This is a genomic window from Furfurilactobacillus curtus (genome assembly GCF_054657915.1).
This window is the reverse complement of the sequence record NZ_BAAHXU010000001.1, coordinates 995,488-1,019,960: the sequence shown is the minus strand read 5'-3', so window position 1 is coordinate 1,019,960 and position 24,473 is coordinate 995,488. Positions and strand designations below refer to the sequence as shown.

The following is a 24,473-nucleotide window of genomic DNA, read 5'->3' as shown; positions in this document are numbered from 1 at the left end:
CCGCAAGGCGTTGAGCACCCCTTAGGAATTCGGTGGAGGAAATAACCATGAAGATTTTAGTTGTTGATGATGATAAAGAAATCGCCCAGTTGCTGGAAATTTACATTAAGAATGAAGGCTATGAGCCAATCTCAGCATACACGGGCAAAGATGCCCTAACCAAGTTGAATACGAATCCGGATATTGGTTTGATGATACTTGATATCATGATGCCAGAAATGAGTGGTATTGAAGTTGTGAAACAAGTTCGCAAAGACTCACAAATTCCGATCTTGATTTTGTCGGCTAAAACGGGCGACATGGATAAGATTCAGGGACTGATTTCCGGAGCGGATGACTATGTGACTAAGCCATTTAACCCACTGGAAATCATGGCGCGGGTTAAATCACTATTGCGTCGCTCTGAAGATCATGTCACCTCAGACACACCAGATGTTTTAGACATTGGTCCTTTAACAATCAATAAAGATTCTCATGAAGTTAAGACGATTGATGGGCAAACCATTCAACTAACGGCCTTAGAATTCGGAATCTTATACTTATTGGCTAGTCACCCGAATCGGGTGTTCTCAGCCGACGATATTTTCGAACGGGTTTGGCAACAAGAGTCTGTTGTTTCGGCCAAGACGGTGATGGTGCACGTCAGTCACCTACGCGATAAGATTGAGGAAGCAACGAACGGCGAAAAAGTGATCGAAACTGTTTGGGGTGTCGGCTACAAAATTGAGGCGCACTAATCATGATGAAATTAACACCACGCGAGAAGTGGTCACTAATCTTTGAAGGGGTGGTAACCGTCGTGTTGCTGCTCCTTTTAAATCTATCATTAGTCATTATTCTAAATGATGTCTTACATTCCAATCCAGGAATTGCCGGCGGGGTCTACATGATTAAACGCTCGTTGGTCATTGGTGGTCGTTACATTTGGAGTTATCAAAATCTGTTCATTGCAGTGATGATTATCGTTGATTGCACCGTTTTGTACTGGCGACTGATTCGGCGCTATCATCTGTATCAAATGAATCACATCATCGCTGAATTACATTATATTTCTGATGGTCATTTGGAGCACCGGATTACGTTTAAATTGAGCAAACGGCTACAGCGAGTGGTTGATTCAGTGAACTCATTGGTTGATTCGGCAACGCAGTCCATGAATGATGAACGGCAAGCGGAGCGTTCGAAAGATGAGCTCATCACGAATGTTAGTCATGACATTCGCACACCGTTGACTTCCATCATTGGCTACCTTGGCTTAATTGAAGATCACCAGTATCAAACAGAAACGGATCTTACCAAATACGCCCACATTGCTTACCTAAAAGCGACGCAAATGAAGTCGCTGGTGGAAGATCTATTTGAATACTTGAAAATGCGCGGTGCTGAGACAGAATTAAATGTCAGTGATGTAAACTTCAGTCAGATGTTAGAGCAACTGGCCGCCAGTTACGAGCTAGAAGCTAGCCGTAAGCATCTCACAATTTCTTCGTCGACCCAACCTGATAACATCATGATGGAGGCAGATGCGGAGAAATTAGGCCGCGTCTTTAACAATCTCATTTCCAATGCATTAAAGTACGGCGAGCATGCAACCTTTATCGAGTTGACAGCCAAGTTGACTGGTCGAGAAGTGATGGTGAAGGTCTCTAATGATGGCCGAGAAATTCCAACCGCCGCCCTGAATCAATTATTTGAGCGGTTCTATCGTGTTGAAGAATCGCGTTCCAAAGAAACCGGTGGGACCGGTCTCGGCTTGGCCATTGCACAAAGTATTGTTGAGCGACATGGCGGCTATATTTATGCGGAATCTGATGAGAACCTAACTAGTTTTATCATTCACCTGCCTGTCCATCAAGATCGACCACTGCCACGGCCGGTACGACAGGATCCAAAGCTAACGAAGTAGTTATTGTAAATGCTATCCGCATATTAGCCGGATGGCATTTTTAATAACATAAAAATAGTTGAGGCCCTGACTGACTAAATATTGGCTAAAAATTATTGCGAGGAAGAGAGATTTAGTTGAGGTTTGTTAACAATCGGTGTATATTGTGGATTTGTAATGTCCTTAATGGCCGATTAAGTCAATCAAATCAGCTGTTTAACGTGTTTAATTGAATCAATTAGAGTGAGAGAAAGAGGTGGACCAGGAGTGAAAATGTTAACCAACGAATGGAAATTCATCGGCAAGAACCGGCTGATTTTAATTTCAGTTTTGGCGATTATGGTGATTCCGTTTCTATATAGTATTTTCTTCTTAAAGTCAGTTTGGAATCCATATGGGGAGACACAGCACCTACCAGTTGCCGTCGTTAATAATGACCGTTCCGTCAACTATCAAGGCCAGAAGCTAAGCGTTGGTGATCAAGCGGTCAAAGCCCTCAAAAAGGATCATCAGCTAGGCTGGCGGTTTGTTTCCGCCAATAAAGCTAAGCAAGGCTTGAAAGATAAGAAGTATTATACGATTGTCACGTTCCCTAAAGATACATCTAAAAACGCGGCGTCAGTCCTTAGTAAACACCCGAAAAAGATGAAGATTGAGTATGAAACCAATGGTTCATTGAACTACATCGGGGAAGTTATCAGTCAAATTGGCGCTACCGGGTTGAATGAAAAAATTCGTCAAACAGTGATTAAGGCATATGCAGACGCCACTTTCCAGCAGATTAAAAAGGTTGGCCAAGGAATGGGGACTGCAGCCAAGGGTGCCAAGAAGTTATCTAATGGTCAAAAGACATTAGGTAGTGGGATTGACACGTATACGGCAGCTGTCAGTCAAGTTAACAATGGCGTGCAGACAATGAAAATGAGTGTTGGTCCATTATCCAGTGGTGTTAGTCAATTGGCTGCTGGGGGTAACACGCTTAATAATGGTCTCCAACAGTTGAATGGTAGTACCGGTCAATTGGCTGGCGGGGTTGGTCAGCTAGCCACTGGTTCTAATCAGCTAGGTGCTGGGCTAACGACCTATACGAATGGTGTCAGGAGCTTGAACAATGGACTCGGTCAACTAAATGGCGCAACGGGTCAATTGGGGAGTGGCACAACTCAGCTCATGAATGGTTCTCAACAACTGTTAGACAATGCGACGGCGCTTTCGACCGGAGTTAGTACCTTGGGCCAAGGTGCCACCCAAGTTAATGCGCAGTTAGCTAGTTTACGACCACAACTTCAAGCCGCTCAAGCACTGATGAACGGCATGTCTGATAGTCAGACAACGATGCAGAATGTCCAGTCACTTCAGCAAGAACTGCAAAATGCTCACTTGAAACAAACCTTAAGTGCTTTGCAACCATTGATTAGTAATGCCACGCAGATCAAAGCGCAAATTGCTCAGTTGAATGCGATGAGTGGGCAATTAAGCCAAGCTCAACAGGGTGCATCAAGTATCCAAGCTGGCAACCAACAAGCGATTGATGCGTTAAATGGCGTCGCGGCTTCGGAATCTGACCCAACTCAAAAGGCGAAGTTACAAGCAATTTCAGCTGGATTACAGAAGTCGGCAGCTGGTGCAGGTCAATTAAGTGATCAACTTGGCGCTGCTGGTAAAGGACTTTCAGGGTTGAACGGCATTGCTGATCAGCTTGGTCAATTGACGATTTCTGATGCCGATATTCAAACATTGACGCAGATGCAGTCCCAATTGGATCAGATTCAGAATTCAAATACGGCGAAGACCTTGTCGAGCAAGCAAACAGCACAAGCTTTACAACAGTTGCCAACAGTCTTAAATGATGCTTTGAAGCAAGGCGGAACGCTAGACGGTTTACAAACCTTTGCCAATGGAGCTAGTCAATTAAATGCCAAGGTCAACCCATCACAAGGTCAAAGCTTAGTTGGCGGTGTTTCCCAACTAAATGACGGTTTGAAGTCGCTCGGAAGTAACGTACCAACCTTAACGAATGCAGTTGCACAATTAGCCGCTGGTTCGGCTCAACTAAACGCCAATTCAGGTGCTTTAGTCTCAGGTGCCAACCAGTTACGTGGCGGCCTAGGTCAATTGAATGCCCAAGTCCCTCAACTAGTCAGCGGTGTGAGTCAATTGGCTAATGGATCTTACCAACTTTCAGGCGGTTTGAACCAGTTGAATAACCAAATTCCGGCATTGACTAGCGGTGTAAACCAGCTGGCTGATGGGACGTCGCAATTGAATGCGAATTCGCCACAGCTTCAAAGTGGGTCTAAACAACTGGTTACTGGATCTGTAGACTTATCTGATGCCTTGGGTAAAGGAGCTAAACAGGTTAACAGTATTCCACTATCACAACGGACGGCTAACATGTTCAGTGCACCCACACAGTTGAAGCACAAGAGTTACAGTTACGTGGCTAATTATGGACATGCTTTGGCGCCTTATGTCTTATCAGTTGCTTTGTATGTCGGTGCAATTGTCTTCAACTTTGCTTACCCAATTCGGAAGATCTCAATGGAGGATCAAAGTGCGACCGCTTGGTTCTTCAGTAAAGCTTCAGTCGGTTTAGTTGTTGCTGTGGTTCAAGCAGTTGTCGAAACGGGCCTTATGCTGTTGTTCGGATTGATGGCTGACAACCCTGGACAAATGTTTGCCGTGGCCATTGCATTCTCGATTGCTTCAATGTTCCTAGTCATGTTCTTGTCAATGCTATTGGATAATCCAGGTCGTTTTATTGCGATGGTCGTCTTAATGTTGCAACTTGGTGGTTCAGGTGGGACCTTCCCGATGGAAGTGACAAATGGCTTCTACAATGCCATCCATCCGTTCTTGCCAATGACTTATTCAATTCTTGGCTTACGGCAAGGGTTAACTTCTGGTCTCGGTGCCAATACGGCATGGAGCGCAGTTGGCTTGTTGCTAGTCATGGCGGTAGTGTTTGCCATCCTGTTATGGCTTTCGATGATTTTCCTACAGCGGATTCATCTGCAAGGCTTTTCGCAATTAGACAATAATCAAAAGTTACAAGAAGTCGAAAAAAAATAAAGGTCAATTTTTGAAAAGCTTTCATTTGCATTCATGTAGATGAAAGCTTTTTTACTGCTGTGAATTTAGTTAGGTGATGGAGTTGTTTTGAACAAAAATGTTCCAGTTATTTAAAATAAAACCGCTTTCATTAAATCTTATGTTCGGGAATCTCGATTGGTGTGGTTACAATGAACTTTTAAACATGGTAAAATATATTCGCATTGTTTCAAGATTTTGATCGCACCTTAAGTAGGTTTAACAAGACCAGCTCATTGCGAGCGGTTCGAGACACAAACGTGTTTCACAGATGGAGGATGCATTTTGAAAAAGGAACAGGCAAACTGGCTGGCTGTCCTAAAAGTTGCGATGCCGCTATGTTTAAGCTATATTCCCATCGGGCTAGCGTGTGGCGTCTTATTACATGCTGGCGGGTTGAATACCTGGTTGATCGGCTTAGTCTCCCTGATTGTTTATTCAGGTGGGGCTCAATTTTTGATTGCCACGATGTTAACGATCCATGCCCCAATTTCTCAAATCGTGATTATGCTCTCTTTCCTTGAACTCCGTTACGCGCTATTGGGGTCAAGTTTGTCACATTATCTCAAAAAATCATCGCACCGGTTTATCCTCGGTTTTGCGTTTTCTTTAAATGATGAAAACTACGCCGTGAACTATTTGAAGTTTGCTACAGATAAGTTCTGGACGCCGGGGAACGCACTGTTGGTGGAGCACTATGCGTTGTACACATGGGCGCTATCTAACGTGATCGGAAGTCTGATTGGTTCCTCACTGACGATTAACTTAGTGATCGTTGATTTTGCGCTGACAGCGTTGTTCTTATTCATGGTTACAATGCAGGTCAAGCGACGGTTGACGCTGCTCACAGCGATCTTATCTGGGCTGTTGTCGGCCTTCTTCTGTGTGACGATGCAGAGTACCCTAGGGATCGTTATTGCGACCTTGTTAGCTTCCACAGCTGGGTTTCTTGCGGATCGTGTCATTCGCTCGATGGCGCCGGACAGTTCATTACTTTATAAAGTGCGCGGCCCTTCAGGAACCCGAGAAACGATTAATGACCAAGAGTTGACTGAAGAACGTTTGTTAACGGAACAACACAAGCAAGCAAAGGATGCAAACGACCATGAATGATTTAGTGTTGGTACTCTGCGCGGGCGTTGCCGCTTTTATTCCTCGATACTTCCCAATGCTATTTTTCTCCAAACGGAAAATTCCTGCGTGGTTTAACGAATGGATGGGATTTGTCCCGGTTTCCTTATTTACTGCTTTGATTGTTAAACAAATTTTTGTGACCTCGACATATGCTTTTTCAATGGGAAACATTGCGGCCATGATTTCAGCAGTAATCGTGATCTTGATCGCGTACTTCACGCGATCAATGACCTTATCCGTTGTGTTAGGGCTACTTATTATGTGGGCCTTGACCCTATTCTTATAAGATGAAGACAAAAGAAAAGACAGGATTTCCGATTAATTTTCGGTCATCCTGTCTTTTGTGTTGCTCTGGTTATTCGTTTGCTGTTGCAGATGGTTGGTCGTACATATAATCACGGGTCATTGGCAATACGTGGCCAGAGGCGCCTTTAGTCAACAAGAACTGGATTACATCGATATTACCGGATTGAAATGAAGCAGCTGAGGCTTGTAAATACAAGTCCCACATGCGCGCGAACCGTTCATCAAAATGCGCGACGATTTCATCGCGATGCGCATTGAAATTTTGATCCCACATTTCGGTTGTTCGTTGATAATGACGCCGTAAAGGTTCCATATCATCCAGTTGTAGACCTGCGTCGATCATATGCTCAATATTTTCAGTTAAGCCAGGTACGTAGCCACCTGGGAAGATATATTTGTCCATCCAGGCATTTGTCGCACCGCCTTGTTGACGGGTGATGCCATGAATGAGCGCCACGCCATTTTGCGTCAGGTATTTAGCGACACACTGGAAATATTCACCGAGGTTTTCTTTACCAACGTGTTCAAACATCCCAACAGAAGTGATGTAGTCCCATGTTTCGTTGCCAAGTTCACGATAGTCTTCTAAACGAACTTCAGCAACGTCTTGCAGATTGTCATCAATGATGCGTTGCTTCACTAAGTCGTATTGTTCTTGACTTAGGGTTATGCCCGTTACCTTTAAGCCATATTCTTTAGCAGCGGTGAGCATTAATGTGCCCCAACCACACCCAATATCTAGCAGACGTTTGCCAGGTTGTGGGTCGAGCTTTTGAATAATGTGCCGAACCTTATTCATTTGCGCTTGTTCTAAAGTGTCATCGTCGTGTTCGAAGTAGGCACAAGAATAAGTCAGCGTTGGATCGAGCCACAGTTCATAGAAGTCGTTGCCCACATCGTAGTGACTTTGGATATCTTGCTTAGAGTGGGATTCATTGTGCGATTGTTTGGGCATAAACTTCTTAAACTTACTATTGTTGAAGAAGCTGTCCGCACTCTCGTAAGCAGATTCAATTAATTTTTGAATACTGCCGTTGATTTCAATACGACCGTCCATCACCGCTTCCCCTAACGCTAATGATGCGTTGCGGGTTAGTGAACGCACTGGAACAACCTCGTTAAAGGTGACGGTAACTTCCGGTGTGCCATCACCGCCATAGACGTCTGAAGTGCCATCCCAGTAATTCACGCGGACGGGGATGTTAAAAGAGTGACTTAAAAAAGTTTTGTAAAATGTCTTGTCCAGCATATTCCTGTCCCTTCCCATAAAAAAGTTACTAAATTAGTATAACGCTGATGACAAATTCACCCAAGGAACCAACACTCGATTTTGTGACAATCCTTACAAGTAATTTGAAAATATTGCTAAATAATAGTCGTCCTCGGACCAATTGAGTGCTAAATGTTTGTTTATTCAACGAACAAACTGCGGTCTAAAAATCGCCGGTCTTGAAAAAAGTAACCAAGGCTTGTGCTAGCGGTGAGACAACCGGCTGTCTTTGCTTTTAAGAAGCGAACATTTATGCTGAAAAATTTTCTTCGTTGACGTAGAATGCAGCTTATCTGTGGGTATTTGACAAGTCATTTACTTGAAAGAAGAACAATACGATGATGAACCGTGTACAACGTTTATAAATCGTTTTATTATACAACCAATCTATTTATCTGCTTAAACCCGTGAAGGGGGGCAAATCAACGACTGGCAGGTGCGGGGAAACTTGGATAAGGCCGTTGTAAACAATCATGATTATCAATAAGCGAATCATGCGGAGTAGTAACGAAAAACAAGTCCTTCAACAAATTATTAACGAAGGACCTATTTCACGAAGTCAGATTTCCCGAAACTTAGCGCTGAATAAAGTTACCGTCTCTGATATTTATAACCAATTATTGCATCGAGGTATTATTCGTGAAATCGGCCTTGGGGCAAGCACCAAAAGTGGTGGTCGCCGTCCGCTGATGGGCATATTAAACACTGATCGTGATTTTGTCGTGGTGATTTCATTGCAGAAACGCCAGCTTGAATTATTGGTCGGCAGACTTGATGCTAGCGAAATCAGTCGTCAACAGATTCCCGTAGCTGGGATCAATTTAACCGCGGTCATGGACCTGTTAACTGCCAAATTAACCGCACTAGTGACTTCATCAGCAAAAGTATTAGTAGGGATGATCTTTGCCGTTGATGGAACGGTCGCAAGCAACCGAATTATCACCACCGAGTTAAGTGGATTAGAACATTTTGATTTAGCTAAGTACTTTCGCGATCAGTTTCAGGTCCCCGTAATTATTGAGAATAAAGCCAACCTAGCCGCGATTTTTGAACGGGATTTTGTTTCGCGACCTGATGAAGCTAATGTGTTGACACTCTGGCTGGATCATCAAGTGCAGGTGGGAATCGTTGCAGACGGCCGTTTGTATCGGGGCCATGAGGGAAGGGCAGGAGAAATTGGCAGTGCATATTTAAATGAAGCGTTAGCAGTGAGTGTTGACGAGCGTGTGAGTCAACAAGCGCTGATAGATCAATTGCAACCATTGCTCGACTCAGGAACGCTTAGTGAAGCATCACTGAAGCAAGCGATTAAAGCGCATGATGAGGCTGTTATGGCATGTTTGACAACGTGGAGTAAAGACGTCGCGGTAGTTATCCAACGACTGACGATTAATTTTGCCCCCGATGTGATTGTTTTAAATGCAGAAATTTTAGACTGGGATCCCAGTCTGTTAGCCATGATCCAGCATGAATTAAAATGGTTAAAGCCGGTTATCACAATCCCCGTTATTTTGACGCAGGATCATATTGAAACCATGTTACTAGGCGGACTAGCTGCGATCATTCATCATGCCTTAGGGTTGGATGAATTGACATTGAGATTTAAACAGCCAAGAAATGAGCCATAAAGATGAACTAAGGTTTGTAAATTGGAGCATAGGGATGCCCCAGCCTGCTTCACGCAGAATACTGATTAAAACTTTCCAAAGTCAGATACTAGCGGTGGTCGAACTTTCCTGGCTGCGGTACAGTTAAGCTAGCATAGTTAACGGGGGAAAGTTATTGTGAGTTATTATCAGCGCCTGATCCAAAATGTAGCCTTGCGCCGGTGGACCGTGTTGGGGCTAATTATTTTAGTCTTATGGCTCATGCGGTCAATGATTAGTATCGTATTGTTGACGTTTGTCTTCACATTTTTAGTGACACGACTGGTTCAGTTCATTCAACGATTCATTCACATTCCTGGGCCAATTATTGTGATCGCAATTTATTTATTGGTTATTTTAGGACTATATACAGGCGTAACGAGTTATTTGCCAAAGCTTGTTAATGAGACTGTTAAAATGGCTGATACTGTGTATGCGTTTTATCGTAATCCTTCTCATGATACGAATTATGTGGTCAATTTTATTACGCAATATGCCAAACGTTTTGACTTCATGAATCAGTTAAAGAATTGGGCGACGATTATTTTAAACTATGTGGGATACATTGGCGGAATGGCGCTGACGTTATTTTTCTCATTAATCTTGAGTTTCTTTTTTACTGTCGAAAGCAAACGAGTGAAAGAATTTTCCCACTTATTCTTAGATTCAACGTATGGGTGGTTTTTCCAAGACATCGCTTACCTGGCTAAGAAATTTGTTAATACGTTTGGGGTGGTTATCGAAGCACAATTCTTTATCGCATTGTGCAACACGGTGATTACCACGATTGCACTGGCGTTCCTAGCCATGCCACAATTGCCGACGCTAGCTTTAATGATTTTTATTCTCAGTTTGATTCCAGTTGCTGGAGTGATCGTATCAGTGGTGCCACTAGCGCTGATCGGTTACTCGGTGGGTGGTTTAGACACAGTTGTTTATATCCTCGTGCTGATTTTAATTGTGCATACCCTTGAAGCTTACGTATTGAATCCACAATTTTACGCGAGTCGCACGGAATTGCCGATCTTTTATACATTTGTGATTCTATTGATTGGTGAACGGCTCTTTGGCGTCTGGGGACTTATTTTCGGGGTACCGCTCTTTACCTTTTTCCTGGATCTGTTAGGAGTAAAGTCGATAGGGCATCAACGTCCGTCGATCAAACAGTTACGAGCGCGACGAAACGCAAAACGACAGGGAAACTAGAATGCTGAAAAATGATGGCCGCGCTGTAAATTATGGCTTATTTCGGGTATAATCAACGCGTAATTACTTATACGAGAAAGAGGTAAATTTACATGGCTAAATTAGTATTAATTCGTCACGGTCAGTCACAGTGGAACTTATCCAACCAATTCACCGGCTGGGTTGATGTTGACTTGAGTGACCAAGGTGTTGCGGAAGCTAAAGCAGCTGGTCAAAAGGTTAAAGAAGCTGGTTTGGAATTCGATTATGCATACACGTCTGTTTTGACGCGTGCCATCAAGACGCTGCACTACGTCTTAGAAGGTTCCGACCAATTGTGGATTCCTGAGACGAAGACGTGGCGCTTAAACGAACGTCATTACGGCGCTTTACAAGGCCAAAACAAAGCTGAAGCCGCCGAAAAATGGGGCGATGAACAAGTTCATATTTGGCGTCGTTCGTACGACGTGTTGCCACCATTGTTGAGTGCTGACGACGAAGGGTCCGCCGCTAAGGACCGTCGTTACGCCAACCTTGATCCAAAGATCATTCCTGGTGGGGAAAACTTGAAGGTTACCTTGGAAAGAGTTATGCCACTATGGGAAGATGAGATCGCCCCAAAGCTGCTTGATGGCAAGAACGTCATCATTGCTGCTCACGGTAACTCACTTCGCGCATTGTCCAAGTACATTGAAGGCATCAGCGATGAAGACATTGTGAATCTGGAAATGGCGACTGGCCAGCCGGTGGTTTATGACTTTGACAAAAAGTTGAACGTATTAAGTAAGGAAAAGTACTAGAATTTAAAGTGTAAAAAAAAGCCGCTAATCCGTTGGGATTGGCGGCTTTTTGAGTGGAATGGGCGCTAAATGGACGCTACCTAGGTTGAGATACCGTTACATAATTCGGGCAAAGTAGGGTAAAAAATTACCGTTGCGCTAAATTCAAAGCGAATGGAGACCGTTGGAACGTCACTTGCCACCGGTTAAGAGCCAAATTGGGCGAAGTCTCGAGGTCCTGCGGCTTCAGAAGTGAGGTCTTTGGTGCCCAAGTCAACTAATTTGACATTGCATTTGCGCTATGACCAAGTCACCTCGACGATCATCTTCTAAATTTTTTGTCGTCCATTCATAGTTATTCTGCGTTAATGTCATCGCGTACATGATGTATATGCCACGGCTAACAACATACTCCCCCCAAAAAACCAATGTCACTCAGTAATTCAAGTAGCCACTATAATCAGGATTCTTAAGCTCAATTAATTCGCCATTGGCCCGCTTTTGCGCAATCGTTGTTTCACCCCATTCGGACATTGCCACCAAGACATGTCCAAGGCTCTTGCCCTGTTCGGTGAGTGAGTATTCCACTTTTGGTGGCACTTGCGCATAGACTTTGCGTGAGATAATGCCATCCGCTTCTAATTCCCGTAATTGTTGCGTCAACATTTTTTGGGTAATTCCTTCAACTTTCCGATGTAATTGACCGGGACGCTGAGGCCCATTGCCTAAGTGACAAAGCAGTAAAGGTTTCCACTTGCCGCCGATCACTGCCAGCGTGGCTTCGATTCCCAGTTGATAAATTTTTGCCATAATGCCCACTCCTGTCCAATGCTTACTTTTTGGTGCCTATGCAACAAGAAAGTGGGTACTAGTTAAATTAAGCGAACCCGCTATACTAAGAACTACTCACGTACACTAACAAAAAATAAGTACGGTGGCAAGGAGAAAAGCATGACAAACGAATTTCTTAATGAGTATACTTTTAAATCTGGTTTGACAGTCAAGAATCGGATCATCATGAGTCCCATGACAACGATGACCAGTTTTTATAATGGGATGGTCACATCCGACGAGATCGCCTATTACCAAAAACGTGCAGGTGGCCCTGGAATGATTATTACGGGTGTCGCTAATGTTTCAGAGAGTGGTAAGGGGTTTGAGGGTGAGCTTTCTGTTGCCAGTGACGATATGATTCCAGGTCTCGCTCAAATCGCCGCCGCAATTCATCACAATGGGACTAAGGCAATTCTGCAGATTTTTCATGCGGGACGCAAAAGCACTAGTAAGATTCTTCGTGGTGCACAGCCAGTGAGTGCGAGTCCACTGGCTGCAACTTATCCACCAGATTCTGAAACCCCACGGGAACTGACAAGTGACGAGATTGAGACAATTATTGACGACTTCGGACAAGCAACACGGCGGGCAGTAACTGCCGGTTTTGATGGTGTTGAACTTCACGGAGCTAATACCTATCTGTTACAACAGTTCTTCTCACCCAACTCAAATCAGCGCAGTGATCAATGGGGTGGTGATCGCACACAACGATTAGCTTTCCCGCTGGCCGTAATCGCGAAGGCTCGAGCAGCGGCTAGCAAAGCCACTCGTCCATTCCTTGTGGGTTATCGGTTGTCACCAGAGGAGATCGAGACACCAGGCATTCGGATTGATGATTCACTTTTCTTTGCGGAACAGATTCGTGACAAGGTTGACTACCTGCACATTTCGATGGGGAGTTACAAACGGAGCTCACTGAATGACAAGTCTGATACAGAGCCTTTATTGGCTAAGTTCGCAGCCATTGTTAGTGGACACACGCCGCTGATTGGTGTCGGTTCTGTGGAGACACCCAAAGACGCTGATAATGTCCTTGCTCTCGGTGCAGACTTCGCTGCCATTGGGCGTGAGCTCATTCGCGAGCCTCAATGGGTTCAAAAGGTTGAAAATAATGACGGTGGAAGTATTCGCACCGAACTTAGTCCCTATGATATGACAGAACTTGCGATTCCAGCTGTCATGCAGGTTTACTTGAGTGAATCCTTTAAACCAGTCATGCACTTCACAACTGACACGGATCAAGCGCAAGACTACCAAAATCAGCTTGCACCAATGGAAGGTTTCGAAAAGAAGCTGTAGTTCAAATCTGAGTCGCTCTTTCTTAATTGTCCAACGTTGCCAAGAGTGATTCAAAATTTATAAATAGGTGCCGTGAGTCAAGTAATAGTTATTTGGTTCACGGCTTTTTGTATGGAATGGGTGCTACTTTGGTTGAGATATCGTTATATAATTTAGGCCAATGAGGCCAATATTGATGCTCGATAGGGCCTATAAACAGAGTATTCAAAGCTTTGGCTATGACCTGTCATGACGCAAACCATTCTCAGTTATTGTATCTATCCATCGAAAGTGAAAAAGTAAACGACGACAGTGATTTAAAAGTTATGGAGGCGGAGAGAATACTTGCTTGACTTGGAGTACACTCCAAGTGCTAAGTTCAATATATAATTTTAAATGAACTGCTGGAGGTTTTATAAATGGCAAATGTATTGATCTTAGGCGCAAATGGCAGTATTGCAAAAGTGGTGGAGCAGCAGTTGTTAGCAGATTCAAGTGACAAATTGACACTATTCATGCGCACACCTAGTAAGTTAGGGCGACCACTTGTTGATGGTCGTGAGCGTGTCATCCAGGGGGACGTAACAGACTACGAGGCCTTGTTGCCAGCAATGGTCAATCAAGATATTGTCTATGCGAATTTATTAGGAACGGACAGTAAATTACAGGCGGAGACGGTCATCAAAGCGATGCAGGCTAGTGGTCTCAATCGATTGATTTGGATCTCTGTGCTAGGCATTTATGATGAAGTGCCTGGCAAATTTGGCACGTGGAATAAAGCTGAAATTGAAGATGATTACATTAAGCCTTACGCCGCGGCAGCAAGCGTTATTGAAGGTTCTTCTATCCAGTACACGTTAGTTCGTCCGGCGTGGTTAACTGACGAAGATGAAGTAAACTATGAGATCACTCAGAAGGGTGAGACTTTTAAGGGAACCGAAGTCTCTAGACAGAGTGTCGCAGACTTTGTCGTCAGGGTGATTGGTAACCCGATATTAGAAGTCAATCATTCTGTCGGTCTGGATAAACCGGGTACGGATGGCGACAAACCGGCTTGGTTTTAAGTGAGGACAGCCACATGAATCAAAAACTTTCAGAGCAAGTGGCACAGTTGGCTGATAGCTTAACCAAGGCTAAGTTTGCGACGATTTTAACTGGAGCCGGTATCTCCGTTTCCAGCGGGATTCCGGACATGGAAATGATGGACGATGTGTTTGGCTTGTTTGCAGAATCAACCTTGGAATCCCGTCCGGAAGTATTCTATCAAGCTTTTCACCGCAACTTTATTGATCCTATTTTTGCTCATGGGCCTAATATCACGCATAGAACAATTGCCGAACTCGAAAGAAATTTATTCATTCATGGTGTGGTGACCACCAATGTTGATTATTTACATGAATTGGCTGGAAGTCATAATGTTGCCGCAATTTGGAGTTCGCTCAACGTCAATCATTGTTTAAATTGTGGCCGGATTTATGAAATAAGTGTTCTTAAAAATGTGGTACCACACTGTCCAGTGTGCGGTGGGCTCATTTCACCAGACCCAGTATATCGTCACATTGCCACGTTGCCGGATCAGGTTAGACAGGCGGATGAGTGGATGGATAGCAGTGATTTGACGATTGTCGTTGGGTCAAATGGATATTATAGTCATACTTCAACGCGCCAAATCATTAATATTAATCCTAAGGCCAATGCGTTTGATCACGAGGCAAAATTGGTCATCCGAGCTTCGGCTGAGGACACTTTTACCGAGTTAGCTCATCAATTAGAATTGAAGGTTGAATGAATTGAAAACGATGAAAGAAATCACTGAAGCGCTGGGATTGTCTGCGGACACGATTCGGTATTATGAGCGGATTGGCGTTTTACCATCGATACCTAGAAATCACGCAGGTAACCGGGTTTTTGATCAGACTACCGTGGATTGGTTGATTTTTATTCAAAATCTTAAAACGGCTGGACTCTCTTTAAGTGGCATTATTCAATATGTCACTTTAGCCCAAAAAGGCGACGGGACCATTCAAGAGCGCAAACAAATTCTGCTGGAACAACGACAGCAGACTGAGGCTCGAATAATGCGACTCCAGCAGACACTTCAGGCCATTAACCAAAAAATTGAGCATTACGATCAAGTGATAACGCCAGTTGAAGCGAAGAATAAGTGAATTTTCAAAACTTAAAGAGCACGCGACGACAACTTGCTTTTTAAATTAGCGCCCAGACCAATATGGTTGTGGGCTTTTTTGATGTCTGAACGTGATTAACCAGCAGATTGAAGACGATTAAATGCAACTTGCAGAAATTGTTGATCAGATCTATTTGACTTTTTATAGCACATGTACTATATTTTGTCTCTGCGTTATTAAAACGGTAAAGTATAGCTATTTTTTAAGAATAGTACATGTCAATGAAGAGGCTAATGATGATGAAAAAAGTTCTTGTTTTAGGCGCAACTGGCAGCACAGGGTAGCCAATCGTGAATGAACTGCTCGCTAATCAATATGAAGTCCGGGTGTTTGGTCGAAACAAAGCAAAGCTGCAAGCATTGTGGCCGGAGGTAGAAACGGCAATTGGTGATGTCTTTAATCAAGCCGATTTAATTCAAGCCATGCAGGGAATTGATACCGTCTTTCAGTGTGCCGCGATTCCTTACAGCCAAACTATTGCGAAACAAATGTCGCTGGGTCAAACGGTGATGGATGCCGCATTAAAGACACACACAAATGTTATTTTTATCGATGGCATTTATGTTTATGGTGATGCCAATGGCTGGGTCAATGAGGAAACAATTCATCAACCGATAAGTCACAAAGGGTCGGTTAAAGAACAGTTGACCAAACTGATTTTCAGTGAGCGTTATCAAGGAATCGATAAAATGATGTTGAGGTTGCCGGATTATTATGGACCATCTATGCGTGCAGGAAGCTATCTGGGCCCATTGCTCATTGCGATGGCTCAAAATCAGATTGGGTGGTATGTTGGGTCTAAGCGAAAAGTACGAGAATATATCTATTTGCCTGATGCCGCCCAAATGGCCGTTGAACTCGCTAAGGTTAAGGCTAACTATAATCAGAGCTGGAATTTGCCCGGCCAATTGATTCGCGGGCGAGACTTTATTCGAATAGCTCGTAAAGTTTCAGGGGTGCGCCGGCCAATGTTAACCTTTACCAAACCATTGATCCGCATGGTTGGTCGATCAAATCCAGATGTGAAAGAAATTGTGGAAATGTATTACTTAACGCAACGGCCAATTTATTTAAATGGTGATAAAGTTAAACGAGCATTGGGATCAGTTCCTAAAACATCATTTGAAACGGGTCTTAAAGTGACGTTAACGGCATTAAAAAGTGAGGAAAGTTAAATGGCACAAACCGCCGCGCAAAAACGAGCCCAACAAAAATACAACGAAAAAAACAAAGAAAAGCGAAAAGTGGCCTCGTACCGGAATTCTGCTCGCACGTTTATCAGAAGTTATGCAACGGATGAAGATTTAGCAGAATTTGCGGATTTGATCAAAGAACGAGCGCGGATTAATAAACTGTTGCGTCGTCTAGATGGGGTGCGCAGCTATATGAATCGGCCAGAATTTTTGGAAAAACAACAGCTCAGTATTGAAATTTGGCGCCGCCCGAAAGACTTGCTGGCCGATCGTGAAGCAAATGGTGATCCGAACGTGGACTGGCAAAAATGGTTTACAGCTAAAATTGCGCCCCGTTTTTCTAAAGAAGAACCCGTTGTCGAAATGGTCCATAACGGGCGCCACCATTTTTACAATGGCAACCGCGCTTATGATGTTTTAGATTGGTTAGATTAAATGATTGAAAAGCTTATCCGTTAGTTGTCATCGTTTAATTTATTTAGGCTACGGAGAACAACTTGGCGTTTTTAAGTCAGCCATAAATCTAAAAAACGTTCGTACTAAATAAAGTACGAACGCTTTTGTTGGGGCGCCGACAAGACAATCGTATTCGACCAACGCTTTTTATAATCTAGTGAGTCAATCGTTCAGATTTTTTTGCTGTTTTCGCTTATTGGTTAAGAATAACGCTGGTAAAAACATCAGCAGACTGGCTAGCGTGGTAATCAAGAAAGCATTTTGAAAAGCATGCAGTTGAATCAGAATCATATGATGATGAAGGAACGTTGCCATCTCAGCTGGCTGAACGTGATAATGCCCCGTTTTAACTTGGTGTTGAAAATGATTGAGATGAGCATGGACATATTTACTGATCAGCGTAGCAACGAAAGCTGAGCCTAAGGCACCACCAACGTTTTGTGTAATTCGAGTGCCAATTGAGGCCGCGGGAATTTGTATTGGCTGTAACCCGGTATAAGCATCGGTCATCAGTGGGGATAGGATACCGCCAACGCCGATCCCACGGACAAAGAGGACGATGGCAATCCAGATGACAGACGTTTTTGCACCAAACACGGTAAAGGGAAGCGTGCCAACAAATGTGAGGACTAGGCTGACTAAAACCACATCGCGGGACCCAATCGTGTCAATTAAGCGACCGATAGTCGGTCGGGCAACGAGCATACCCAGTCCTTGTGGAATCAGCATTAGTCCGGCGTTGATCACACTCATGCCCCGAACTTGCTGGAAGAAGAGGGGCAGCAATAGCATTGGGCCATTCATGACGACACCCGCTAAAAGTAATGAAATCATCGAAGCATTAAAGGATCGATGAGCAAATAATGATAAGGGTAAGACGGCCTTATTTTGTGCGCGCCAAGACCAGAGAAAATAAATCGCAAAGATAACAAGACCTACTGACGCAAATGTAAGCGTACTGTGGTTGGTGAAACTCGCTTTAGTTGAGGCTTGGACCACACCGTAAATAATTGCGCTGGATCCCGCTGCCAACAGTAGGGTTCCCGGCCAATCAAGCCAGGCCTGTTTATTTAAGGCTGGAAAATTGGGTAATTTCCAAATAATGATCCCAGCTGATAGTGCAGCTACTGGCGCATTGATCCAAAAAATCCACCGCCAAGAAAGGTATTTAAGAATGATCCCACCAATGACTGGTCCAAGGATGGGACCGAGTAGAATTGGCAATCCAACGACGGCCATTAATTGACCCATATGTTCTTGACCAGCGGTCTGAACGAGTAGGGTCGTTAATAATGGTACGATGATGCCAGCACCAAATCCTTGAACTAGGCGGTCTAGATTAAGTGCATTGATACTACCAGCGGTTGCCGAAAGTAGCGAGCCGATTAAGAAGATAATTTCGCCAAATAAGAAGACGAATTTTCCATTGAAACGATTGATCAGCCACCCTGAGAAAGGCACCGCAATACCAGTTGCGAGGACGTAACCAGTAATGGTCCATTGAACGGTGGCCACGGTACTGTGAAAACTGGTGGTTAATGAATGAATCGCAATATTTACCATTGTTGAATCGAGCATTGGTGCCAGTGCCCCAATGACTAAAATCCAAGCCACGGCCAGCGTGTGTCGTGACAGTTTTTGTGTATTTGTTGCCATATCGAGATCTCCCTTAATTAGAAACGAAAAGTTTCTTATACTGCAATGGGTTATAATAGGCTCATGGCAACAGCTTGTCAATAAGATACTAAAAGTTTCTAATACTAGGAGATTAATTATGGCTGATAAAAGACGTCGTGGTGCTGAACTTGAGCGAGCAATTTTTTCAGCAACCATCAAAATTTTAGATGAAGAGGGGTTGCAAGGACTGACGTTTCAAAAAGTTGCTGAGCGTGCTGGTACCAGCAAACCTGTTCTTTATCGTCGCTGGAATTCTCCTTTAGAGTTAGTCGTGGCGGCCATTAGGGAACCAGTCGTTAAAGTTCGTGGAAGCTTTCGAGACTATGAGACAACGGGGAACAGTCTCGCTGAAGACTTGTTTCAACTATTACAACATTTCGCAGAGATGATCAGCCAGTATCGCCAGCCTTTTGTCGCCACAACTTTGACCGCACTCAGTCAAAGTAATAATATCCAGCGAACATTAGGTGTGGCTGAGGACAGTGATCTTGTTTCGTTGGATCGCGTTTTGCAACGGGCTCGCACTCGTGGGGAAGCTGTTCGAGCTGATATTAGTCGCAAAGCCAAATTGATTGCGTTTGAGCAGATTCGGTACGAGGGGTTGTTTATTCAGAAATCAATTGAGGATGAAGACCTGCGGACGCTGATTAATGATGTTTTATTGAGATTGTTTTTAAACGATTAGCCCATAAGTTGAGGACTACTTGTTCAGGTGAAAGTTTGTAGATTCAATCAGCAATTGTTTTGCCTAAACTTTAAAAGGATGGTTGAAAGTGATGCTAACAGACAAACAAATCGCGTGGGCGATTCACCAGATGGAGGATGAAATTGGACCGGTCAAGGAGTCGTTGAAATCACGGACACCATTTCAATATTTGATCTCAGTTATTTTAAGTGCTCAAGCGACCGATGCGTCAGTCAACCAAGTGACACCGACTTTATTCGATCGATACCCAGATCCGGCAACATTGATGGACGCGAATATTGAAGATGTCGAAACGATCATTAGGCGCGTTGGTTTGTTTCACAACAAAGCCAGAAACATTATCAAAACCGCTCGAATTGTTCATGAAGATTTACACGATGTAATTCCAACCGATCGCCAGGGCATTATGGCCCTGCCTGGCGCCGGGCGCAAGACAGCTAATCTCGTGTTAAGTGACATTTTTAAGCAGCCAACTTTCGCGGTGGATACGCATGTTTCCGCTATTTCTAAACGATTGCATTTTGTTAGACAGTCAGCTTCAACGTTGCAAGTTGAGCAAAAGATTGTCAGTGTGTTAGCTCCAGAAGAACTTTATCAGGCCCATCACACGATGATCGAATTTGGACGCAAATATTCGATGAAGTTAGCGTCTGATCAAGAGGTGAGTCAGCTGATTATCGATTGCGATAAGCTGAATGAGGAAAATGAGGGGCTGATACAGTAGCAATGGCGATGGTCACCATCCGTGTTTCAGATAGTGAAAAGGCATGGTTAGAGTAATATGGTTGATTTTTAAGGAGGGCCCCTCAATGACGTCTCAGCTTGAAGTCACGAAAGACATTCAACTATTCAACCTGCGCTTTGAAAAATTGACAAGCGTCAAGTTACTTTGATTATCCATTGCTTGTATCAACGTGTTGCTGGAATTGAAAATGTGCAACCACTAGAGAAAAGTTAACAGCTGACCACTTGGGTGAGTTGTGATTTTAGACCGACAACTATCGGGGGACTGTTGATATTTCAGACGATAAATTAGCGGTTTTAGTGTTCAACATTGGCCATTTGGCGAAGCGCCGATGACTGGCTTAAATAATCAAAAAATGAGGGCGCCTAATTATCCAGATTGACTTTGGATAATCAGGCGCTCTTTTTCTTGGTGCTATTTATTATTAGGCAACGAATAGAAAGTGATTGTCTTACTGAGATAATGAGATATCGCTGATTACGTTGAAATCATTAAAATTCAACACCAATTTTACAAACCTACTTGGTGATAGGTGACGCTCTTTACTATCAGCCTTTTAGAACAAGCTGTCATTCCTGCAAATCCGAATAAGTAATCTCACCGGCCTCTCGCACCTTAACGGCTAACGAGGTGAAACGTAGAATGGCAGGATCCTCGTAATTAAGTGATTGCTGAAATTGGTTGAGTGTTTTTTGCCATTGATCTGGTAAAGTGGTGGGGCTGACAATGAGGAAACGTCCCTTTAGCATCAAAGAAGAGTGATTTTCTTCGGCGAAGCAATAAATGGCCGCGTTGGTTGAATTTGCTAGATTTTTAACGGTCGAAGAGCTGTGCGTTGTGTAGAAGAAAATGTTATCTAACGATCGATCCAAGGATAAGGGGGTCAATGCCACGATGTTAGGAAATCCAAGTGTATCGATAGTTGCCACTTGAAATACTGAAGCATGATCTAACATATGTTCGGCTCGTTTTATGGTCTCTAACATCATGGCACCTCCGTTTGACGATTTAATCGTGTTTAACTAATCCTATCGTAATTAGCTGCTTGGATGAAAAATAATGCCTTAAGGATCTGAATAAAATTTGTCTAAGAAGTTCTAAAGATGAAAATCCTTGATAGAATGGCCAGCGATGACGGCAATAATAGGTTAAGCTTAATGATATAATCAAATTTTAATTTCGATGGAAATTTAACCGATCTTTTGGTTAGTAGGAATTAACCAGTCTGAAATGCTGGTTTATTGTGGAGGTGATTTCATGATAACGATCGGCTTTTGTTCGCCGTCGACACCAATTACGGCAATTTCACCAATTCGATTTGCTCGTGCGAAGCAATATTTAAAAGGCAAAGGTGCGAAAATGGTTGCTGGATCATTGACGGGTCAGTCGGATCATTATCGCTCTGGAACAATTAGCGCTCGAGCGGCCGAAGTTAATGAACTTATTCATAATAAAGACGTTGATATTATGATGATGACAATCGGCGGCACTAACACAAACGCGATTCTGCCGTATATTGATTACGAGGCGTTAAGGCAGTCGCCTAAAACCATCGTTGGTTATTCAGACGCAACAGCGTTACTGCTGGCAATTAAAACGCAAGCACCAGCATGTCGCGTTTTATACGGTCCAGCGTTAGTGTCATCATTCGGAGAATGGCCGCCGTTTGTCGATGAAACATGGCGAATGTTTCAAGAAATCGTGCAAACGCCAATTGGGGGACGAGTGACAATTCAAAAACCGCAGTATTGGGATGATGAGGCGATTAATTGGGATCGATTTTTGCAGACTAAGCAACAACGCCCCAATCAATGGCAAGCGACTGATCAGACGGTACTCACTGGGCGAATTATTGGTGGCAATCTTAATACTATGTATGGCATTTTAGCTTCTCCGTATTTCCCCTCATTATCTAAAACCAATCTATTGTTGATTGAGGACGCTGAAAAAGACGCAGCAACAGTCGAAAAAAACTTTGCTATGCTGAAAAATGCCGGAATTTTTTCACAGATTGGTGGCATTATTTTAGGCAAACACGCCCTATTTGACGACTTGGGAACAGGGTGCCAGCCAGTAGATATTTTGCAGGAGGTTTTGGGTGATTTAAAATGTCCGATTATTTATGACTATGACAGTTGTCATACGGTTCCGATGATGACGACTCCCTTAGGGGCCATGGCAATCATAGACGCTGATCAAGGCCAGGTGACTTTTTCTGATTTTTGATTTATTCAGATTTTTTTGAAATTGAGTGTGTTGCTAATTTTTGAGTACATTCTTTGCTAGGGAGCATGGGAATATTAAAAAAATGCTTGAAAGATCTGCTAATATTTTTATTTGCAGGCCTTTTTCTGTGCACGAAAATCATGACATTTGTCACATAAATAGATGACAAATACATCTAGCTGACCTCGTTAACCCTAGGTAAACTCAAGCGTATTAAGTAAGGATGGTGAATTTATGATGCAACCAATTATTGAAGTTGGACAACTCAAAAAACACTTTGGAAACGTAGATGTAATTAACGAGGTCAATTTTACAATCAAAGCTGGTGAAACCATTGGCTTAATTGGCGAAAATGGTGCTGGTAAAACGACATTAATAAAGATGTTGTTGGGTTTGGAACAACCAACCAGTGGTACGATCAGTGTTTTTGGAGAAAAAGCAGGATCTCGCCTTGCTCGTCAAAAGGTTGGCGCAATGTTGCAGGAAAATACGGTTTTGCAGAGTGTTAATGTCACGGAACTGTTGCAATTAGTCACGAGTTTTTATGCAAAACCACTCCCCGTATCTGAGTTATTGGAACGAGCTCAGTTGACACATAAACGCACCGCGATGACGGATACCTTATCTGGTGGGCAACAGCGCCGTTTGTCATTTGCTATGGCTTTAGCTGGTAACCCAGATGTGCTTTTTCTTGATGAACCGACCGTGGGAATGGATGTCGCCGCACGAGCAGTTTTTTGGCAACAGATTGAAGCGTTAAGAAAAAAGGGTAAAACGATCTTTATCACTAGTCATTATTTGACAGAGTTAGAGGCGATTGCCCAGCGGTTGATATTTTTGGATGGTGGACATTTGGTCTTTGATGGGAATCTTTCCACGTTACGGACACAATATCAAGGCACTAAAATCTCCTTGCAAACGCATGTTTCAGTAGCTGCATTAACTGAAGATAAAGCGAACATTTTATCGGTGAACCAACAGGAAAATCAGGTGACATTAACAGTTCGGGATAGCGATCAATGGCTACTTGCGCACCAAGGAGAATTAGCAGAGTTTCATCAAATTAAGATTCAACCAATGTCATTAGAGGCTGCATTTAACGAACTAATTGGACAAGGAGATCGTCATGCAAACATTAATTAAACAAACAACGCTTGGATTTAAGCGGGAATTAATCCGTAACCCTAGTTTTCTTTTCTTTTCACTTGTTATGCCGGCTGGATTCTATCTGTTATTTACTAAGATTATGACTAATGAATCAGCCACGGAACAGAGCCACTTTGCGGTGGCATATATGAATAGTATGATTGTATTTAGCCTTTTATTGGGGATGATTTTTTCGTTCGCAAGCCTTTTGGGCGAGGATCATCGTCAAAATTTGTTAACGCTAATGGCGATTACACCCGTTAATCCACTGACTTACTATGCGGCCCTAGTTATCGTGATGAGTAGTTTAAACGTACTTGTAGTATTAGTGATCGAAGTACTAGCGGTAGTAATGAATCATGTTGACTTAACATACTCATCATTACTAGTTACGGCTGGTTGGGCTGTGGTCGGTGGAATTCCTTTGATGTTAATCGGCGCCACGATTGCTCAAAGCACGCGGCCAGCTACCATTAGCGCATTATGTAATTTAGTGGTCTTTCCAATGGCCATCGTGAGTGGACTTTGGTGGCCGCTATCGTTGTTACCGGACTGGATGCAGCAATTTGGCAAATTGATGCCAACCTATGCTGTGAGTCAATTATTGAATTCTGCTACGGGACAGGCGACGTTTTCCTGGCGATGGGTTATGATGTTAGCCAGCTGGGTGGTCGTAATCAGCATCACCTTAGGCTTGATTTTAAAGTGGCATCAGAAACGGAGTTAAC

General features: G+C 43.4%; 23 protein-coding genes. 19 read left to right on the top strand and 4 right to left on the bottom strand.

Translation table 11 applies throughout. From position 1 onward, the window contains the following. The first annotated feature begins 47 nt into the window (after positions 1 to 47). The 5 genes from croR (at position 48) to ACYQ0Y_RS05095 (ending at position 6,395) form a co-directional block, all read left to right on the top strand. Positions 48 to 737: a response regulator transcription factor CroR gene (croR, locus tag ACYQ0Y_RS05115; protein WP_407884581.1), complete on the top strand. Its 690-nt coding sequence runs from the start codon at positions 48 to 50 to the stop codon at positions 735 to 737. A gap of 5 nt (positions 738 to 742) precedes the next feature. Then, positions 743 to 1,906, top strand: coding sequence for a sensor histidine kinase (locus tag ACYQ0Y_RS05110; protein WP_407884733.1), 1,164 nt, complete (start codon positions 743 to 745; stop codon positions 1,904 to 1,906). Positions 1,907 to 2,158: 252 nt separating this feature from the next. Continuing rightward, positions 2,159 to 4,957 (top strand): YhgE/Pip family protein, encoded by a 2,799-nt coding sequence (locus ACYQ0Y_RS05105; RefSeq protein WP_407884735.1) that lies wholly within the window; start codon positions 2,159 to 2,161, stop codon positions 4,955 to 4,957. Between the two features lie 303 nt (positions 4,958 to 5,260). Then, complete coding sequence (locus ACYQ0Y_RS05100) at positions 5,261 to 6,088, top strand: AzlC family ABC transporter permease (protein ID WP_407884583.1); 828 nt, start codon at positions 5,261 to 5,263, stop codon at positions 6,086 to 6,088. Then, positions 6,081 to 6,395: an AzlD domain-containing protein gene (locus ACYQ0Y_RS05095; RefSeq protein WP_407884585.1), complete on the top strand. Its 315-nt coding sequence runs from the start codon at positions 6,081 to 6,083 to the stop codon at positions 6,393 to 6,395. The genes ACYQ0Y_RS05100 and ACYQ0Y_RS05095 overlap by 8 nt, the downstream gene beginning before the upstream one ends. Positions 6,396 to 6,464: 69 nt before the next feature. Here the strand turns inward: ACYQ0Y_RS05095 and ACYQ0Y_RS05090 are convergent, their stop codons facing one another. After that, positions 6,465 to 7,664, bottom strand: coding sequence for a class I SAM-dependent methyltransferase (locus ACYQ0Y_RS05090; protein ID WP_407884587.1), 1,200 nt, complete (start codon positions 7,662 to 7,664; stop codon positions 6,465 to 6,467). Between the two features lie 494 nt (positions 7,665 to 8,158). Between ACYQ0Y_RS05090 and ACYQ0Y_RS05085 the strand changes: the two genes are divergently transcribed. The 3 genes from ACYQ0Y_RS05085 to ACYQ0Y_RS05075 all read left to right on the top strand — a co-directional run bounded on the left by ACYQ0Y_RS05085 (position 8,159) and on the right by ACYQ0Y_RS05075 (position 11,316). Then, on the top strand, positions 8,159 to 9,313 hold the full coding sequence (locus tag ACYQ0Y_RS05085) for an ROK family protein (protein ID WP_407884589.1): 1,155 nt from the start codon (positions 8,159 to 8,161) through the stop codon (positions 9,311 to 9,313). Between the two features lie 156 nt (positions 9,314 to 9,469). After that, positions 9,470 to 10,537 carry an AI-2E family transporter gene (locus ACYQ0Y_RS05080; protein ID WP_407884591.1) on the top strand — a complete coding sequence of 356 codons (1,068 nt, stop codon included), beginning with the start codon at positions 9,470 to 9,472 and terminating at the stop codon, positions 10,535 to 10,537. Between the two features lie 92 nt (positions 10,538 to 10,629). Further along, positions 10,630 to 11,316 carry a 2,3-diphosphoglycerate-dependent phosphoglycerate mutase gene (locus ACYQ0Y_RS05075; RefSeq protein ID WP_407884593.1) on the top strand — a complete coding sequence of 229 codons (687 nt, stop codon included), beginning with the start codon at positions 10,630 to 10,632 and terminating at the stop codon, positions 11,314 to 11,316. 414 nt (positions 11,317 to 11,730) lie between these two features. Here ACYQ0Y_RS05075 and ACYQ0Y_RS05070 read toward each other — a convergent pair whose 3' ends face one another. After that, positions 11,731 to 12,105, bottom strand: coding sequence for a winged helix-turn-helix transcriptional regulator (locus ACYQ0Y_RS05070; RefSeq protein ID WP_407884595.1), 375 nt, complete (start codon positions 12,103 to 12,105; stop codon positions 11,731 to 11,733). Between the two features lie 141 nt (positions 12,106 to 12,246). On the opposite strand from ACYQ0Y_RS05070, the gene ACYQ0Y_RS05065 reads away from it, so the two are divergent. The 6 genes from ACYQ0Y_RS05065 to ACYQ0Y_RS05040 all read left to right on the top strand — a co-directional run bounded on the left by ACYQ0Y_RS05065 (position 12,247) and on the right by ACYQ0Y_RS05040 (position 17,224). Beyond that, positions 12,247 to 13,428 (top strand): NADH-dependent flavin oxidoreductase, encoded by a 1,182-nt coding sequence (locus ACYQ0Y_RS05065; protein WP_407884597.1) that lies wholly within the window; start codon positions 12,247 to 12,249, stop codon positions 13,426 to 13,428. A gap of 398 nt (positions 13,429 to 13,826) precedes the next feature. Then, entirely contained in the window at positions 13,827 to 14,471 is a 645-nt protein-coding gene (locus ACYQ0Y_RS05060; RefSeq protein ID WP_407884599.1) for an NAD(P)H-binding protein, read from the top strand. A 14-nt stretch (positions 14,472 to 14,485) separates the two neighbouring features. Continuing rightward, positions 14,486 to 15,196 (top strand): SIR2 family NAD-dependent protein deacylase, encoded by a 711-nt coding sequence (locus tag ACYQ0Y_RS05055; RefSeq protein WP_407884601.1) that lies wholly within the window; start codon positions 14,486 to 14,488, stop codon positions 15,194 to 15,196. Positions 15,197 to 15,206: 10 nt separating this feature from the next. After that, positions 15,207 to 15,575: a MerR family transcriptional regulator gene (locus tag ACYQ0Y_RS05050; protein ID WP_407884602.1), complete on the top strand. Its 369-nt coding sequence runs from the start codon at positions 15,207 to 15,209 to the stop codon at positions 15,573 to 15,575. Positions 15,576 to 15,886: 311 nt separating this feature from the next. Next, entirely contained in the window at positions 15,887 to 16,771 is an 885-nt protein-coding gene (locus ACYQ0Y_RS05045) for an NAD(P)H-binding protein (RefSeq protein WP_407884604.1), read from the top strand. Next, a complete protein-coding gene (locus tag ACYQ0Y_RS05040) occupies positions 16,772 to 17,224 on the top strand; it encodes a hypothetical protein (protein WP_407884606.1) in 453 nt (150 codons plus the stop codon). 183 nt (positions 17,225 to 17,407) lie between these two features. Here the strand turns inward: ACYQ0Y_RS05040 and ACYQ0Y_RS05035 are convergent, their stop codons facing one another. Then, positions 17,408 to 18,901 (bottom strand): MDR family MFS transporter, encoded by a 1,494-nt coding sequence (locus ACYQ0Y_RS05035; protein WP_407884608.1) that lies wholly within the window; start codon positions 18,899 to 18,901, stop codon positions 17,408 to 17,410. Between the two features lie 118 nt (positions 18,902 to 19,019). Here ACYQ0Y_RS05035 and ACYQ0Y_RS05030 point away from each other — a divergent pair, with 118 nt between their 5' ends. Beyond that, a complete protein-coding gene (locus tag ACYQ0Y_RS05030; RefSeq protein WP_407884610.1) occupies positions 19,020 to 19,607 on the top strand; it encodes a TetR/AcrR family transcriptional regulator in 588 nt (195 codons plus the stop codon). Positions 19,608 to 19,698: 91 nt separating this feature from the next. Continuing rightward, complete coding sequence (locus tag ACYQ0Y_RS05025; protein ID WP_407884737.1) at positions 19,699 to 20,352, top strand: endonuclease III domain-containing protein; 654 nt, start codon at positions 19,699 to 19,701, stop codon at positions 20,350 to 20,352. A 590-nt stretch (positions 20,353 to 20,942) separates the two neighbouring features. Here ACYQ0Y_RS05025 and ACYQ0Y_RS05020 read toward each other — a convergent pair. Then, positions 20,943 to 21,359, bottom strand: coding sequence for a pyridoxamine 5'-phosphate oxidase family protein (locus tag ACYQ0Y_RS05020; protein WP_407884612.1), 417 nt, complete (start codon positions 21,357 to 21,359; stop codon positions 20,943 to 20,945). Positions 21,360 to 21,630: 271 nt separating this feature from the next. Here ACYQ0Y_RS05020 and ACYQ0Y_RS05015 point away from each other — a divergent pair, with 271 nt between their 5' ends. The 3 genes from ACYQ0Y_RS05015 to ACYQ0Y_RS05005 all read left to right on the top strand — a co-directional run bounded on the left by ACYQ0Y_RS05015 (position 21,631) and on the right by ACYQ0Y_RS05005 (position 24,472). Beyond that, complete coding sequence (locus ACYQ0Y_RS05015) at positions 21,631 to 22,599, top strand: S66 family peptidase (protein WP_407884614.1); 969 nt, start codon at positions 21,631 to 21,633, stop codon at positions 22,597 to 22,599. 234 nt (positions 22,600 to 22,833) lie between these two features. After that, a complete protein-coding gene (locus ACYQ0Y_RS05010; protein ID WP_407884616.1) occupies positions 22,834 to 23,742 on the top strand; it encodes an ABC transporter ATP-binding protein in 909 nt (302 codons plus the stop codon). Continuing rightward, complete coding sequence (locus tag ACYQ0Y_RS05005; protein WP_407884618.1) at positions 23,726 to 24,472, top strand: ABC transporter permease; 747 nt, start codon at positions 23,726 to 23,728, stop codon at positions 24,470 to 24,472. Before ACYQ0Y_RS05010 ends, ACYQ0Y_RS05005 begins: the two co-directional genes overlap by 17 nt. Position 24,473 lies beyond the last annotated feature (1 nt).